15 protein-coding genes are annotated in these 14279 nt (G+C 52.2%); 14 read left to right on the top strand and 1 reads right to left on the bottom strand.

Going from position 1 to position 14279, the window contains the following annotated elements:
- The first annotated feature begins 14 nt into the window (after positions 1-14).
- The 4 genes from mnmG to KNP74_RS09890 all read left to right on the top strand — a co-directional run bounded on the left by mnmG (position 15) and on the right by KNP74_RS09890 (position 4412).
- Positions 15-1901 carry a tRNA uridine-5-carboxymethylaminomethyl(34) synthesis enzyme MnmG gene (gene mnmG, locus KNP74_RS09905; protein WP_138860248.1) on the top strand — a complete coding sequence of 629 codons (1887 nt, stop codon included), beginning with the start codon at positions 15-17 and terminating at the stop codon, positions 1899-1901.
- Positions 1902-1905: 4 nt separating this feature from the next.
- Entirely contained in the window at positions 1906-2622 is a 717-nt protein-coding gene (gene rsmG, locus KNP74_RS09900; protein WP_034780307.1) for a 16S rRNA (guanine(527)-N(7))-methyltransferase RsmG, read from the top strand.
- A 79-nt stretch (positions 2623-2701) separates the two neighbouring features.
- Entirely contained in the window at positions 2702-3580 is an 879-nt protein-coding gene (gene noc, locus KNP74_RS09895) for a nucleoid occlusion protein (RefSeq protein ID WP_214764163.1), read from the top strand.
- 49 nt (positions 3581-3629) lie between these two features.
- Positions 3630-4412, top strand: a complete 783-nt coding sequence (locus tag KNP74_RS09890) for a ParB/RepB/Spo0J family partition protein (protein ID WP_214764162.1) — start codon at positions 3630-3632, stop codon at positions 4410-4412.
- Here the strand turns inward: KNP74_RS09890 and yyaC are convergent.
- Complete coding sequence (gene yyaC, locus KNP74_RS09885) at positions 4385-5011, bottom strand: spore protease YyaC (protein ID WP_138860245.1); 627 nt, start codon at positions 5009-5011, stop codon at positions 4385-4387. The two genes, KNP74_RS09890 and yyaC, sit on opposite strands and share 28 nt — an antisense overlap.
- Before the next feature lie 169 nt (positions 5012-5180).
- Between yyaC and KNP74_RS09880 the strand changes: the two genes are divergently transcribed.
- From KNP74_RS09880 to KNP74_RS09835, 10 genes are all read left to right on the top strand, one after another.
- Positions 5181-6119 (top strand): mechanosensitive ion channel family protein, encoded by a 939-nt coding sequence (locus tag KNP74_RS09880; protein ID WP_138860244.1) that lies wholly within the window; start codon positions 5181-5183, stop codon positions 6117-6119.
- Positions 6109-6312 carry a DUF951 domain-containing protein gene (locus tag KNP74_RS09875; RefSeq protein ID WP_034780313.1) on the top strand — a complete coding sequence of 68 codons (204 nt, stop codon included), beginning with the start codon at positions 6109-6111 and terminating at the stop codon, positions 6310-6312. The genes KNP74_RS09880 and KNP74_RS09875 overlap by 11 nt, the downstream gene beginning before the upstream one ends.
- Positions 6313-6464: 152 nt before the next feature.
- Positions 6465-7565 carry a redox-regulated ATPase YchF gene (gene ychF, locus KNP74_RS09870; protein ID WP_034780315.1) on the top strand — a complete coding sequence of 367 codons (1101 nt, stop codon included), beginning with the start codon at positions 6465-6467 and terminating at the stop codon, positions 7563-7565.
- Between the two features lie 130 nt (positions 7566-7695).
- The gene (gene rpsF / locus KNP74_RS09865; RefSeq protein ID WP_021067861.1) at positions 7696-7983 is read left to right on the top strand and encodes a 30S ribosomal protein S6; all 288 of its coding nucleotides are present in this window, start codon (positions 7696-7698) and stop codon (positions 7981-7983) included.
- A 37-nt stretch (positions 7984-8020) separates the two neighbouring features.
- Positions 8021-8530, top strand: a complete 510-nt coding sequence (ssb, locus tag KNP74_RS09860; RefSeq protein ID WP_024371077.1) for a single-stranded DNA-binding protein — start codon at positions 8021-8023, stop codon at positions 8528-8530.
- A 40-nt stretch (positions 8531-8570) separates the two neighbouring features.
- The gene (rpsR, locus tag KNP74_RS09855) at positions 8571-8801 is read left to right on the top strand and encodes a 30S ribosomal protein S18 (protein WP_015880232.1); all 231 of its coding nucleotides are present in this window, start codon (positions 8571-8573) and stop codon (positions 8799-8801) included.
- A gap of 150 nt (positions 8802-8951) precedes the next feature.
- Positions 8952-10943, top strand: coding sequence for a DHH family phosphoesterase (locus KNP74_RS09850; RefSeq protein WP_138860243.1), 1992 nt, complete (start codon positions 8952-8954; stop codon positions 10941-10943).
- Positions 10940-11383: a 50S ribosomal protein L9 gene (gene rplI / locus KNP74_RS09845; RefSeq protein WP_214718796.1), complete on the top strand. Its 444-nt coding sequence runs from the start codon at positions 10940-10942 to the stop codon at positions 11381-11383. The genes KNP74_RS09850 and rplI overlap by 4 nt, the downstream gene beginning before the upstream one ends.
- Positions 11384-11400: 17 nt before the next feature.
- Positions 11401-12753 (top strand): replicative DNA helicase, encoded by a 1353-nt coding sequence (gene dnaB / locus KNP74_RS09840; protein WP_021067865.1) that lies wholly within the window; start codon positions 11401-11403, stop codon positions 12751-12753.
- A gap of 236 nt (positions 12754-12989) precedes the next feature.
- Entirely contained in the window at positions 12990-14279 is a 1290-nt protein-coding gene (locus KNP74_RS09835) for an adenylosuccinate synthase (RefSeq protein ID WP_214712510.1), read from the top strand.

Below are 14279 nucleotides of genomic sequence, written 5' to 3'. Positions count from 1 at the left end.
AAGGAGGAACAACTATGGCTTACACGGCAGGCGAGTTTGATGTCATCGTCATCGGAGCCGGTCATGCAGGGATCGAGGCCGCACTGGCGTCGGCACGCATGGGCGCGAAAACGGCGATGCTCACAATGAATCCGGATATGGTCGGATTCATGTACTGCAACCCATCGATCGGTGGTCCCGCGAAAGGGATCGTCGTTCGCGAAATCGATGCCCTCGGCGGCGAGATGGCGAAGGCGATCGATGCGACATACATTCAAATGAAGATGCTCAACACATCAAAAGGTCCAGCAGTGCGCGCATTACGGGCGCAAGCGGACAAATTCCAATACCAAAATCATATGAAGAAAGTGCTTGAAGACGAACCGAACCTATTGCTTCGTCAAGCGCTCGTCGAACGACTTCTCATCGAAGACGGGAAAGTCGCCGGTGTCGTCACGAATACCGGTTCGGAGTACCGCTCGAAAGCGGTCATCGTCACGACGGGTACGTTCATGCGCGGTCAAATCATCATCGGCGAGTTGTCGTATGAGAGCGGTCCGAACAACCAGATGCCTTCGGTCGAATTGTCGAAGCATTTAGAAGAGCTCGGGCTCGAACTCGTCCGTTTCAAAACGGGGACACCACCACGAATCGACGGCAAGACGATCGATTACTCGAAGACGGAGATTCAACCAGGGGACGACAATCCGTCGCTCTTCTCCTACACATCGAAAGACCTCGACCCGATCGAGCAAATCCCGTGCTGGCTCACCTACACGAGCGAGCGGACGCACCAATTGATTGATGAGAACTTGCATCGTTCGCCAATGTACTCAGGTGCCATCAAAGGGACGGGCCCGCGTTACTGCCCATCGATTGAAGATAAAGTCGTCCGGTTCAACGATAAACCGCGTCACCAAATCTTCCTCGAGCCAGAAGGTCGCGACACGGAAGAAATTTACGTGCAAGGCTTCTCGACGAGTATGCCGGAAGACGTTCAGCATCAAATGCTCCGGACGATTCCAGGGCTTGAGAACTCAGAGATGATGCGCCCTGGATACGCGATTGAGTACGATGCAGTCGTACCGACGCAACTTTGGCCGACACTCGAGACGAAGACGGTCGGCGGATTGTTCACGGCAGGTCAAATCAACGGGACGAGCGGCTATGAAGAAGCGGCCGGACAAGGAATCATGGCCGGAATCAACGCCGCATGCCAAGTGCTCGGCAAAGATCCGGTCATCTTGGACCGCTCACAGGCGTATATCGGCGTCTTGATTGACGACCTCGTGACGAAAGGGACGAACGAGCCGTATCGCTTGCTCACATCCCGTGCCGAGTATCGGTTGCTCCTGCGTCACGACAATGCGGACCTTCGCTTGAGCGACATCGGTCATGAAGTCGGTCTATTGTCACCAGAGCGTCATGCCCATCTTGAAGACAAACGAGTCGCGATTGCGGCAGAAGTAAAACGTCTCAACGGACTCGTCATCAAACCGTCGGCTGACGTGAACGCCGTGCTCGAAGAAGTTGGCGCGAACCCGCTCAAAGAAGCGACGCATGCCAGTATTCTTTTGAAGCGGCCAGAAGTGACGTACGCGACGCTCATGCGCTTTGCACCGGCACCGATTGAAGTGCCGTTTGAAGTGGCGGAGCAAGTCGAGATTCAAGTGAAATACGAAGGCTACATCTCGAAGCAGCTCGAGCAAGTCGAGAAGATGCGTCGGATGGAAGAAAAACGAATTCCGGAGAAACTCGATTACGATGCAATCGGTGGTCTTGCGACGGAAGCGAAACAAAAACTAAAACAAGTTCGTCCGCTCTCGATTGGACAAGCGTCACGTATTTCCGGGGTAAACCCGGCGGACGTTTCGATCCTTCTTGTCTATATCGAGCAAGGACAATACGCGACAGTGGAGTGAAACGATGAACCAATCCCAATTTATTGAGGCGCTGCAGGCAGAAGGGTTTGAATTGAGCGAGAAACAACTCGCTCAGTTCGAACTGTATTTCGAGATGCTCGTCGAGTGGAATGAGAAGATGAATTTGACGGCGATCACGGATAAGGAAGAAGTGTATTTGAAGCATTTCTATGACTCGCTCAGTGCGGCGTTCCATTTCGACTTCGCAAACGTGGATACCGTATGTGATGTCGGTGCCGGGGCTGGATTCCCGAGTTTGCCGCTCAAAATTCTATTCCCGCACCTTCACGTGACGATTATCGACTCGCTTAACAAGCGGATCACGTTCTTAAACGAACTCGCGCTCGCGCTCGGGTTAGAAGGTGTGGCGTTCCATCATGGACGCGCCGAAGAGTTTGGAAAAAATAAAAAATTTCGTGAGCAATTTGATGTCGTAACCGCCCGTGCGGTTGCCCGGATGACGGTGCTCGCCGAGTACTGTTTACCGCTCGCAAAAGTCGGCGGAACGTTCGTAGCGCTCAAAGCAGCGAAGGTTTCCGACGAGCTTATCGATGCGAAAAACGCCTTGGCCGTGCTCGGTGGGAAAGTAAAAACGACACACCAGTTCCTATTGCCAGGAGAGATGAGTGAGCGTAATATCGTAATTGTAGATAAATTACGAAAAACGCCTGGGAAATATCCACGTAAAGCGGGTACCCCAGCGAAAGAGCCGCTAATCTGAGCAATAGTGTTTCACGTGAAACTAAAAGCAGATTCCGGTAGTGGAATCTGCTTATTTTTTACATAGAGGGGTGCCGACGTTGAAGAAAACATTTGCTAAACTGTTCGGAAGTCGTCCGGAAGTAGCCGTCGCGGAACTGGCAGAAGTCAAATCGAATGATGCTGTCCAAGAAATTGCCTTATCGTTGCTTTTACCGAACCGTTATCAACCGCGTAAAGTATTCGAGCCGGCTAAAATCGAAGAGCTCGCTGTCACAATCGATGAACATGGTCTTTTGCAGCCAATCGTCGTCCGAAAAGCAGAAGAGGGACGCTACGAGATTATCGCTGGGGAACGCCGCTTCCGCGCCGTTAAATCGCTCGGCTGGTCGGTCATTCCGGCCATCGTCCGGGAGATGGATGACGATACGACAGCTGCCTTGGCGCTGATTGAGAACTTGCAACGCGAACAGCTCAGTCCGATTGAGGAAGCAGAGGCGTACGATCGTCTGCTCGCCATGAAAGGTCTGACACAAGACGCGCTCGCGAAGAGTCTCGGCAAGAGTCAGTCGACGATTGCCAATAAACTACGCCTGTTGAAATTGCCGAACGACGTCAAGCAATGTTTGCGCGACCGCCAAATCAATGAACGTCACGCTCGGGCGCTTTTGCCGCTCAAAGAGGAAGGACTCCAGCTCCAAGTGCTCATGGAGATTATAGAGCAGGACTTTAACGTCAAAGAGACGGAAGAACGCGTCGCCTTCTTGACGACACCGATTGAAGAAGAGAAGCGGAAACCGAAAAAGCAACGCCGTCGGACGAAAAGTTTCGCACGTGACACGCGAATCGCCCTCAATACGATCCGGGACTCGGTCAGTTTGATCGGAAAGACCGGGATTGAAGTCCAGACCGAGGAAGTCGAAGAAGACGAATTTGTTGAAATTCGAATTCGAATCCCGAAAGCACGGCCACAAAAGTGAGCCTGTGCTTTTTTTATAGCTATCAGTCAGAAGGAATGGAGGAATCAGGATGGAACGGTTACCGATTAAACACATTCGTCCCAACCCGAACCAGCCCCGTAAGCAGTTCGAACCAGAAAAGCTAGACGAGCTCAGGCAATCGATTGAACGTTATGGTGTGTTGCAACCAATCGTCGTCCGTAAAGCGAGTGGGTTTTATGAAATCATCGCCGGCGAGCGCCGGTTTCAAGCTGCGAAGTTAGCCGGCAAGACGGATATCCCGGCATTGATTGTCACGGCCGACTCGGACTGCGTCATGGAACTCGCCTTGATTGAGAATATTCAACGTGCCGACTTGAACGCGATCGAAGAGGCGCTCGCCTACGAACAGTTGATGCAAACGCTCGGATTGACCCAGCAACAACTGGCCGAACGCGTCGGCAAGAGTCGGAGCCATGTGACGAACAGCCTCAGACTGCTTCGGTTACCGAGTGCGGTCCAGCATGCGGTCATGGTCGGTGAGTTGACGATGGGCCACGCCCGGGCCATCACCGGCATGAAATCGGTTCAGGCGATGGAACAGATTGCCCGTCGCGTCATCGCCGAGCAATGGACGGTCCGACGGCTCGAGCGCTATTTACAAAAAGAGCGCATTGAAAAAAAGACGCTCAAACGCTCGGACGCCGACGTCGAAGCCGTCGAGGCGGTGCTAGCGGAACGTCTTCAAATGGATGTATCGATTCGCCCGCGTCGAAAAGGGGGCGTCCTCGAGCTGAAGTATTTCTCGCAAGACGATTTGGAGCATTTGTTGACGCTTTTATCGCCTCAAGATTTCGATTCGTCGCGAGATTGACGAAGCCGGGTAATGGCTGCCTCTTCTTGATGGAGCCGTCCGATTCGTAAGTCGAACTCGACGAACCCGTCGGTGATGAAACGGGCCAACTCGTAGACGAGATGTAAGCGTGTGTTCTGCAAAATCATCATCTCCATAAAGCCGCTCACGTTGACGACAGCTTTGATGTTGTATTCACCGACCGAAGGGAGCTCTTTTTGGACGCCGGCGCCAGGAGCGAGCGGCCCTTCCGAAAAGAAGATATACCCGACACTCGACAATCGGCCGAGACAGGCGTCGATTGCAATGATGAGGGGGCGGTGAAATCGTGTCTGAATCTCGTGGAGCGTCTCGACGAGGTTCAAGGCATGGACCGGTTTTGTCAGTGTCCCGTAAACATGGATATTGCGAACGGACCGTTCTTCGAGGAAGGTACCGACGAGCGGTCCGAGTGAATCCCCCGTGGAACGGTCGGAGCCGATACACACGAGGACGATGGGACGATGCGTCTCTTTCGCCAACTGGTCGTGCAGTTGATCGGCAAAGAGCTTGGATCCACTCCGTTCGGTATGTTCGATGAAGAAAGAGTATGGTTTATGAGGTTTTAGGCGAAACGGCATGAATCTCATCCTCTCTTCTAAGCTGCCTGCGTCTAGTTGCAATTGCGGAATGAAACCGTATTATCCCATTCCCGGAACACCGAAACTTATAACGTCCGGATGTAGGGTTTGAGAAAAGTCGTCAATTATGGTTTGATGAGTTAGAATCTATAACTTTAGAGGTGACAACATGGCTTCACAAAATACAGATACAGACTTGAGCACAGTGGCCGATGAGACGATTGATAACGTCAATCGGTTCGTCGCTTATTTCCAAGACACGGAGATGTGGATTGGGCTCGGCATTAAATTGACAGGTGTCGCGCTCATCATCTTGGCGCTTTATGTGGCGTCACGCATTTTGACGTCGATGGTGCAGCGCGTGTTCGCCTTGCGCAAAATCAAAGAAGATAATATCGTCGCCCAGCGCCAAAATGAGACGCTGTCAAAACTGGCTCAAAACACGATTCGGTACGTCCTTGGCTTGATTATGATTTTGACGGTGCTAGGCCAGTTCGGCGTCAACATCGCTGGTTTGATCGCATCGGCCGGGGTCGCCGGTCTCGCCATCTCGTTCGGGGCGCAGAACTTGGTGAAAGACGTCATCACGGGCGCCTTCATCATCTTTGAAAATCAATACAAGAACGGGGATTACGTCAATTTGAATCAACAAGTCGACGGGACCGTCATCGAAGTCGGGATTCGGACGACGAAGTTGAAGGGATTGAACGGGCAAGTGACGATCATCCCGAACGGACAGATCATGCAAGTGACGAACTACTCGCTCGAGAACAGCGTCGCGGTCGTCGATATCGGTGTCGCCTATGAAGAAGACATGGGCAAAGTCGAGAAGGCGTTGAAAGAGATCGCGAAGACGGTCGAAGAGAAGTATCACGACTTGTTCATCGAGCCGATCACGCTCGCCGGGGTCCAGTCGCTCGGACCGTCGGAAGTCGTCTATCGTCTCATGGCCGAAGTGCCACCGACGCAACATTTCGCGGCCGGACGGATTTTGCATAAAGAGTTGAAAACCGGACTTGATGAGCGCGGAATCGAGATCCCGTATCCGCGGACCGTCATGATGCCGCCAACCACATCGACTAAAGGAGCGCCCGAAAATGCAGGCTAAATCGTATGAGTTGAACGATTTTGTAGAAATGAAGAAACCACACGCCTGTCAGACGAACCGTTGGCAGGTGACTCGGGTCGGGATGGACATTCGTATCAAGTGTCAAGGCTGCGGGGCGAGTGTACTCATGCCGCGCCGAGACTTTGATAAGCGATTGAAAAAAGTGCTTCCACAAGAGAACGCCGCTGAATAAGTGGCGTTTTTCTCTATGTTACAACCGTGAGTTGCGGTTTAATCGAGGACTAACTATAATTGTGAAGGATGTGACGGTGTGGTGTACTGAACGTACCCACTCCACAGACGGATCAACATTTCCCGGGAAAGCCGGATGAGGAGGAAATACAAGTGGGATTAACAGCAGGAATCGTCGGATTACCGAACGTCGGGAAATCGACATTATTTAACGCCATCACGCAAGCCGGTGTAGAGGCAGCCAACTATCCGTTCGCCACGATCGACCCGAACGTTGGGGTCGTCGAAGTACCGGACGCGCGTCTTGACCGGTTGACGGAACTCGTCAAACCGAAGAAGACCGTACCGACCGCATTTGAGTTTACAGACATCGCCGGAATCGTAAAAGGTGCGTCAAAAGGGGAAGGGCTCGGAAACAAATTCCTGGCTAACATCCGTGAAGTCGACGCGATTTGCCAAGTCGTCCGTTGCTTTGAAGATGACAACATCACACACGTCGCGGGTAAAGTCTCACCGATCGATGACATCACGACCATCAACCTCGAATTGATTTTGGCCGACCTTGAATTGGTCGAGAAACGCATCACACGCGTTCAAAAAATGGTCAAGTCGAAAGACAAAGGCGCAGCTCAAGAGCTCGAAGCACTTGAAATCGTTCAAGCAGTCCTCGAATCGGAGCGCCCGGCTCGTGTTGCTGAATTGACAGAGGATCAACTCGCTATCGTCAAACATTTCCAGTTGCTCACGATGAAACCGATGCTTTACGTCGCGAACGTGAGTGAGGACGAAGTGGCTGACGCGGACCAAAATCCTTACGTCCAAGCAGTTCGTGAACACGCCGCGACAGAAGAGGCGAAAGTAATCGTCATCTGTGCTCGCATCGAGGAAGAAATCTCAGAACTCGAGCCAGAAGAGCGCCTTGAGTTCTTGCAAGACCTCGGCATCGAAGAGTCGGGGCTCGATCAATTGATTCGTGCCGCCTACTCGACGCTCGGTCTCGCCACATACTTCACGGCTGGTGAAAAAGAAGTGCGCGCCTGGACGTTCAAGCAAGGCATGAAAGCTCCACAATGTGCGGGCGTCATCCACTCTGACTTTGAACGTGGGTTCATCCGTGCCGAAGTCGTATCGTATGAAGACTTGTCAGCTGCCGGCAACATGACGGCAGTTAAAGAACAAGGGAAACTTCGCTCAGAAGGAAAAGAATACGTCTTCCAAGACGGCGATGTTGTCACGTTCCGCTTCAACGTTTAAGCCATTTTCCGCAAACGTATTGTAAAATGAACAGAAGTTTGATAGTATATTATGACGTGAGTAAAACAATTGTTTGCTCCTTGCTCCTACAACCGGTAGGAGCCGTTAGTCCAAGAGGAGGTGAAAGATAATGCGTAAATACGAACTTCTTTACATTATCCGTCCATCAGTTGATGAGGAAGCTAAGAAAGCTTTAATCGAACGCTTCAACAACGTCATCACTGAAAACGGTGGTACTGTTGATAAAACAACAGACATGGGTAAACGTCGTCTCGCTTACGAAATCAACAAGATGCGCGAAGGACACTACGTTCTTCTCAACATCACTGCTGAGCCTAAAGCGATTCAAGAAACAGAGCGTCTCATGAAGATCTCTGATGACGTTGTCCGTCAAATGACAACTAAAGACGAGCGTTAATTCTTAACGCTTCATATTGCGAAAGGGGAGCTTTGAGATGATTAACCGAGTTGTGTTAGTTGGTCGATTGACACGCGATCCAGAAATGCGTTATACGCAGAGCGGGATTGCCGTAACTCGCTTCACTCTCGCTTGCGATCGTCCATTCACTGGACAAGATGGGAAGCGCGAGGCGGACTTTATTGATTGTGTCGTTTGGCGCAAACAAGCAGAGAACGTAGCACAATATTTGAAAAAAGGCAGCATGGCCGGCGTAGACGGTCGCCTTCAAATCAGTAGTTACGAAGGTCAAGATGGCCAACGTCGTTACCGGGCAGAAGTCGTAGCCGATAGCGTACGCTTCCTTGAACCACGCGGTGCTTCAACGCAACGTGATACAGCACCGGCTGGAGATGTCTTCGGTGGTGGTGAGTCAAGTGGATCAGGATGGGGCGCAGCCGCTTCTTCGACTTCATCTCAGTCCTCGAACTCAAACAAAGGTTTTGAAGCTGACCCGTTCTCGGGTGGCGGAAAAATCGACTTATCGGATGACGATCTACCATTTTGATCGCGTCGATTCGAAACTAAACTAAAAAGGAGGTCTTCACATGGCACGTCGTCCAGGAGGTCGTCGTCGTCGTAAAGTATGTTTCTTTACGTCGAACAACATCACTCATATCGATTATAAAGACGTAGAATTGCTCAAACGCTTCGTTTCGGAGCGTGGTAAAATTCTTCCACGTCGTGTGACTGGTACTTCAGCGAAATACCAACGTCCACTTACTGTCGCTATCAAGCGCTCACGTCAAATGGCTTTGCTTCCATACGTTGCAGAGTAATTTTTGACACACGGCTTATCCCTCGGGATAGGTCGTTTTTTGTTTTCCGAGCCGATGTAGGAGTGTAAGTGAAACGGACGGATATGGTATGATAGAGCAGAAACCATTTAGATATCATGGGTGGAACACCACTCATTTTAGGAGGCACACATGTACAGTGGTGAAGCAATAACATCAGTGAAGAACCAGTACGCGCGTCACGCCGTTCCATATGTGATTGGACTGCTTGTCGCGTTAGGATTGGCGTTCTACAGCATTGTGGCGGCAATCACCCTGTTCGTGGGCACGCTGATTTTTTTCATCTATCAGCAAGTGACGATTCGACGAGAACGCAAGGCGTGGGAACAATACGTCCATTCTTTGTCGCATCGAATCGAAGACGTCGGGAAAGAAGCGCTCACCGGCATGCCGATTGGGATTCTCGTCTTTGACGAAACTCGTCGCATCAGCTGGTTCAATGAACAGTCTCGACTCATCTTTGAGCTCGAGATGGAACTCGGGATCTCGATCGATTCGATTCACTCGGCGTTCACCGAGTTGATTGAGGAAGAAGAGGACGAGGCGACCATCGAAGTCGGAGACCGCGTTTATCGGGTCCTCTACAATAAGGAATATCAGACCCTTTACTTGTTCGACATGACGGATGAGGCAGAGATTGAACAAAAATACTCGGAAACACAGACGGTGATCGGCGTCTTATACTTAGACAACTATGACGAGATGTCAACCGCTGTGGATGAACAGGTCCGGAGTGAAATCAATCGACGCGTGACCGTCCTCTTGAACCAATGGGCTCAAAAATACCACATCTATATGCGTCGAACGGCAGCCGATCGTTTCTTTCTCGTGATGAACGAACGGACGCTCTCCGAACTCGAGAACAATCGATTCTCGATTCTCGATGAGGTCCGTGAGGCGACGAAAGAGCATAAAATTCCGCTCACACTCTCCATCGGGATCGGTTGTGGGGAGACGACGCTGACGGAACTGGGGAACTTGTCGCAATCGAGCCTTGATTTAGGGCTCGGACGCGGCGGGGATCAAGTCGTCGTCAAACGTCATAACGGGAAAGTCCGCTTTTTCGGCGGCAAGACGAACCCGACCGAGAAACGGACCCGGGTTCGCGCCCGCGTCATCTCGAACTCGATGCGTGATTTGATTCGCGAGTCGAGCCGTGTCCTGATCATGGGGCATAAAAACCCGGATATGGACTCGCTTGGAGCATCCATCGGCATCATGAAACTGGCTGAATTTGTCGGACGTGAGGCGTACGTCGTCATCCCGGCCGGCGAGACGAGCGTTGGGATCCAACGTCTCGTCAATGAAGTCGAAAACGACGAAGAGCTGTATAGCCGTTTTTTGACCGAGTTCGAGGCTCAACCCCTCATCGACGAACAGACGCTCCTCGTCGTCGTCGATACGCACCGGCCGTCGCTCGTCATCTCGCGGGATATTCTAGACCGCGCGGAACGGGTCGTCGTCATCGACCACCATCGCCGTGGTGAAGAGTTCATTGAAGATCCGGTCCTCGTCTATATGGAGCCGTACGCATCCTCGACGTGCGAACTCGTAACGGAGTTGATCGAGTATCAGGCCGGTACGCGCAAGCTATCGATTTTAGAAGCGACGTCGCTCCTCGCAGGTATGGTGGTCGACACGAAAGGATTCACCTTGCGGACCGGGTCGCGGACGTTCGATGCCGCTTCCTTCCTTCGGATTCAAGGGGCAGACACCGTGCTCGTCCAACACTTCATGCGGCAAGACCTCGATTCGTATATCGAACAGTCTCATATTCTCGAAAACACGGACATCTATTCCGACGGCATGGCGATCGCCGTCGCCTCGGACGATGAAGTGCACCATCAAGTGTTGATCGCCCAAGCCGCTGACCAGCTCCTTAATATGGAGGGCGTCAAAGCATCGTTCGTCATCGCCGTCTTACCCGACGGCCGAACCGGCATTAGTGCCCGTTCGCTCGGTGATGTCAACGTCCAAGTCATCATGGAGATGCTGGACGGGGGCGGTCATTTGACGAATGCGGCGACACAATTGAACGTGAGCCCGGAACAGGCGAAAACGTTATTACAAGAAGCGATTGATCATTATATGACAGATGAAACAGAGGGAGAGGATTCTGAATGAAAGTCATTTTAAAAGTAGATGTTAAAGGTCAAGGTAAAGCTGGTGACGTCAAAGACGTCGCGGACGCTTACGCGAAGAACGTACTCTTTAAAAAGAACTTGGCGGTCGAAGCGACACCGGGTAACTTGAAGGCGTTCGCCGCAAAAGAGCGACGCGCCGAAGAAGCGGCTGAAGCAGAATTGAAACAAGCCCAGCAGTTGAAGGACAAGCTTGAAAAAGAGACGATCGTCGTCAAGACGAAGTCAGGTGAGGGCGGTCGCGTCTTCGGATCGGTCACGAGCAAACAAATCGGTGAAGCGTTGAAAGGGATGGGCTACAAGATCGACAAGCGTAAAATCGAGCTCGAACACCCAATCAAAGCGCTCGGGTTTACGAAAGTGCCGGTGAAGTTGCACCACGACGTCACGGCTATGTTAAACGTTCATGTTCAAGAAGCGTGAAGGTGAGGTAGACACGTATGAGTGATGCGATTCAAGTCAATACCCCGCCACATAGCGTCGAAGCGGAACAAGCTGTCCTCGGGGCCGTCATTCTCGATTCCGATCGGCTGATCACGGCCTCGGAACGGGTCGACCCGGACGACTTTTATCGTGTCAGCCATCAACGGATCTTTGAGGCGATGCTGAAAATCAATGACCGGGGCGAACTCGTCGATTTGGTCACGCTCAGTTCGGAGCTTCAAGCCCAAGGTATTCTCGATGAGATCGGTGGATTGAACTATTTGGCGGAAATCGCCGAGGCGGTTCCAGCCATCGGGAACATCGGGTATTATTTGAACGTCGTCGATCAAAAGGCGGCACTCCGCCGCTTGATTCGGACTGCGACGAATATCGTCTCGGACGGCTATGAACGCCAAGACGAGGTCGATGCCGTCCTGTCAGATGCTGAGCGGAACATTTTGAAAGTCTCGCAACGAAAAGGGCAGTCGAGCTTTCATCCGATCGGTTCGGTCTTATCGGACGCTTACTCGACGATTGAAAAACTGCACCAATCGAGCGGGGAGATTACCGGCATCGCGACCGGGTTCAGCGATCTCGACAAGATGACGGCCGGGTTTCAACGTAACGACCTCATTATCGTCGCGGCCCGTCCTTCCGTCGGGAAGACGGCCTTCGCCCTCAACATCTCGCAAAACGTGGCCGTCCGTACCGGCGAGAACGTCGCCATCTTCAGTTTGGAGATGGGTGCCGAGCAGCTCGTCATGCGGATGCTCTGTGCGGAAGGCAATATCGACGCCCAGCGTCTGCGGACGGGTCGGCTCGAGGCCGAGGACTGGGGGCGACTCTCGCTCGCCATGTCGTCGCTGTCACAAGCCGGTATCTATATCGATGACACGCCGGGTCTTCGCGTCAACGAGATCCGGGCCAAGTGCCGCCGCTTGAAACAAGAGCACGGCCTCGGCATGATCATGATTGACTACTTGCAGCTCATCGTCGGGAACGGTAAGCCGGGCGAGAACCGGCAACAAGAAGTCTCGGAGATTTCACGTACGCTCAAAGCGATCGCGCGTGAGCTTCAAGTGCCGGTCATCGCCTTGTCCCAGCTCTCACGTGGTGTTGAGAGCCGTCAAGACAAGCGGCCGATGATGTCGGATATCCGGGAATCCGGGGCGATTGAGCAAGATGCCGATATCGTCGCGTTCCTCTACCGGGACGACTATTACGATAAAGAGAGTGAAGACGCCAACACGATCGAGATCATCATCGCCAAACAGCGTAATGGTCCGACCGGCACGGTCAAGCTCTCGTTCCGAAAAGAATATAACAAGTTCGTCAACATGGAGACGCAAGCTTTTGCGCCACCGATGTAGGACGAGTCATTCCGCCAAAGGCGACGTCACGAGACGTCGCCTTTTTTGTCGGTCTTTGGACCTAAACGTATTCAATTTTTGAAGAATTCATTCGTTGGATGAGAAATGATGCGTCAATAACGAACGAAAGGTTACAACGTAAAAATATCGTTCGGTATTAGGTTGACTTTCGCAAGAAGCAAGTGTACACTTACGGATGGTTTGAATAGAACGTTTATCTACAAGGAGGATTCATTATGTCATCAGTAGTCGTAGTGGGAACGCAGTGGGGCGATGAAGGTAAAGGGAAAATCACGGACTTCTTATCGAAGCAGGCCGAGGTCGTCGCGCGTTATCAAGGGGGAGACAACGCTGGTCATACGATCGTCTTCAACGATACGAAGTATAAACTTCACTTGATTCCATCGGGGATCTTCTACTCGGACAAAACATGTGTCATCGGGAACGGGATGGTCGTCAATCCGAAATCGCTCGTCACGGAGCTCGCGTACTTGCACGAGCGTGGCGTGAGTACGGATAACCTCCGCATCTCGAACCGGGCCCACGTCATCTTGCCGTACCACCAATTGCAAGACAAGCTCGAAGAGGACGCGAAAGGCGACGCCAAAGTCGGGACGACGCTCAAAGGGATCGGTCCTTGCTACATGGACAAAGCGGCGCGTATCGGGATTCGCATCGCTGACCTTCTCGACAAAGAAGTGTTCGCCGAGAAGCTCAAGACCGTCCTCGCGATTAAAAACCGCATGTTCGTGAAGATGTATGAAGTCGATGCGATTGAATTCGATGACATCTTCGAAGAATATTACGCGTACGGCCAACAGTTCGCCAAGTACGTATGTGATACATCGGTCGTGTTGAACAACGCGCTCGACGAAGAACAGAAAGTGTTATTTGAAGGCGCACAAGGTGTCTTGCTCGACATCGACCATGGAACGTACCCGTTCGTCACATCATCGAACGCAGCTTCAGGCGGCGTATCGAGCGGTGCCGGAATCGGACCATCGAAGATCCATCACGTCGTCGGCGTCTGTAAGGCGTACACGTCACGTGTCGGAGACGGCCCGTTCCCGACCCAGCTTGACGATGAGATCGGTCACACGATCCGTGAAGTCGGAAAAGAGTACGGTACGACGACAGGACGCCCGCGTCGCGTCGGTTGGTTCGACTCGGTCGTCGTCCGCCACTCGCGCCGCGTCAGCGGCATCACAGACCTTTGCCTCAACTCAATCGACGTGTTGACAGGTCTTGAGACGCTCAAGATTTGTACGGCATACGAGTTCGAAGGCAAGCTCCTCGACGAGTACCCACCGAACTTCCGCGTGCTCGAACAGTGCAAACCGGTGTTTGAAGAGCTCCCAGGCTGGACAGAAGACATCACAGGCGTTCGCAAGTTCGAAGACTTGCCGGTGAACGCGCAGAACTATGTCAAGCGCATCGAAGCGTTGACAGGTATCGAATTGTTGACGTTCTCGGTCGGACCGGCACGTGAGCAGACGGTCATCTTACGTGATATTTACGAAGCATAA

Origin of the sequence: Exiguobacterium sp. s141 (assembly GCF_018618085.1) — a bacterium.
Lineage (GTDB): Bacteria > Bacillota > Bacilli > Exiguobacteriales > Exiguobacteriaceae > Exiguobacterium > Exiguobacterium mexicanum_A.
The sequence above is the reverse complement of the archived record's forward strand: the minus strand, read 5'-3'. Positions and strand labels throughout refer to the sequence as shown.

Bases quoted from the DNA above. Each gene is read 5' to 3' on its own strand.
- mnmG (WP_138860248.1), top strand. From the start codon at position 15: ATGGCTTACACGGCAGGCGAGTTTGATGTCATCGTCATCGGAGCCGGT.
- rsmG (WP_034780307.1), top strand. From the start codon at position 1,906: ATGAACCAATCCCAATTTATTGAGGCGCTGCAGGCAGAAGGGTTTGAA.
- KNP74_RS09890 (WP_214764162.1), top strand. From the start codon at position 3,630: ATGGAACGGTTACCGATTAAACACATTCGTCCCAACCCGAACCAGCCC.
- yyaC (WP_138860245.1), bottom strand. From the start codon at position 5,011: ATGCCGTTTCGCCTAAAACCTCATAAACCATACTCTTTCTTCATCGAA.
- KNP74_RS09880 (WP_138860244.1), top strand. From the start codon at position 5,181: ATGGCTTCACAAAATACAGATACAGACTTGAGCACAGTGGCCGATGAG.
- KNP74_RS09875 (WP_034780313.1), top strand. From the start codon at position 6,109: ATGCAGGCTAAATCGTATGAGTTGAACGATTTTGTAGAAATGAAGAAA.
- rpsF (WP_021067861.1), top strand. From the start codon at position 7,696: ATGCGTAAATACGAACTTCTTTACATTATCCGTCCATCAGTTGATGAG.
- ssb (WP_024371077.1), top strand. From the start codon at position 8,021: ATGATTAACCGAGTTGTGTTAGTTGGTCGATTGACACGCGATCCAGAA.
- rpsR (WP_015880232.1), top strand. From the start codon at position 8,571: ATGGCACGTCGTCCAGGAGGTCGTCGTCGTCGTAAAGTATGTTTCTTT.
- KNP74_RS09850 (WP_138860243.1), top strand. From the start codon at position 8,952: ATGTACAGTGGTGAAGCAATAACATCAGTGAAGAACCAGTACGCGCGT.
- rplI (WP_214718796.1), top strand. From the start codon at position 10,940: ATGAAAGTCATTTTAAAAGTAGATGTTAAAGGTCAAGGTAAAGCTGGT.
- dnaB (WP_021067865.1), top strand. From the start codon at position 11,401: ATGAGTGATGCGATTCAAGTCAATACCCCGCCACATAGCGTCGAAGCG.
- KNP74_RS09835 (WP_214712510.1), top strand. From the start codon at position 12,990: ATGTCATCAGTAGTCGTAGTGGGAACGCAGTGGGGCGATGAAGGTAAA.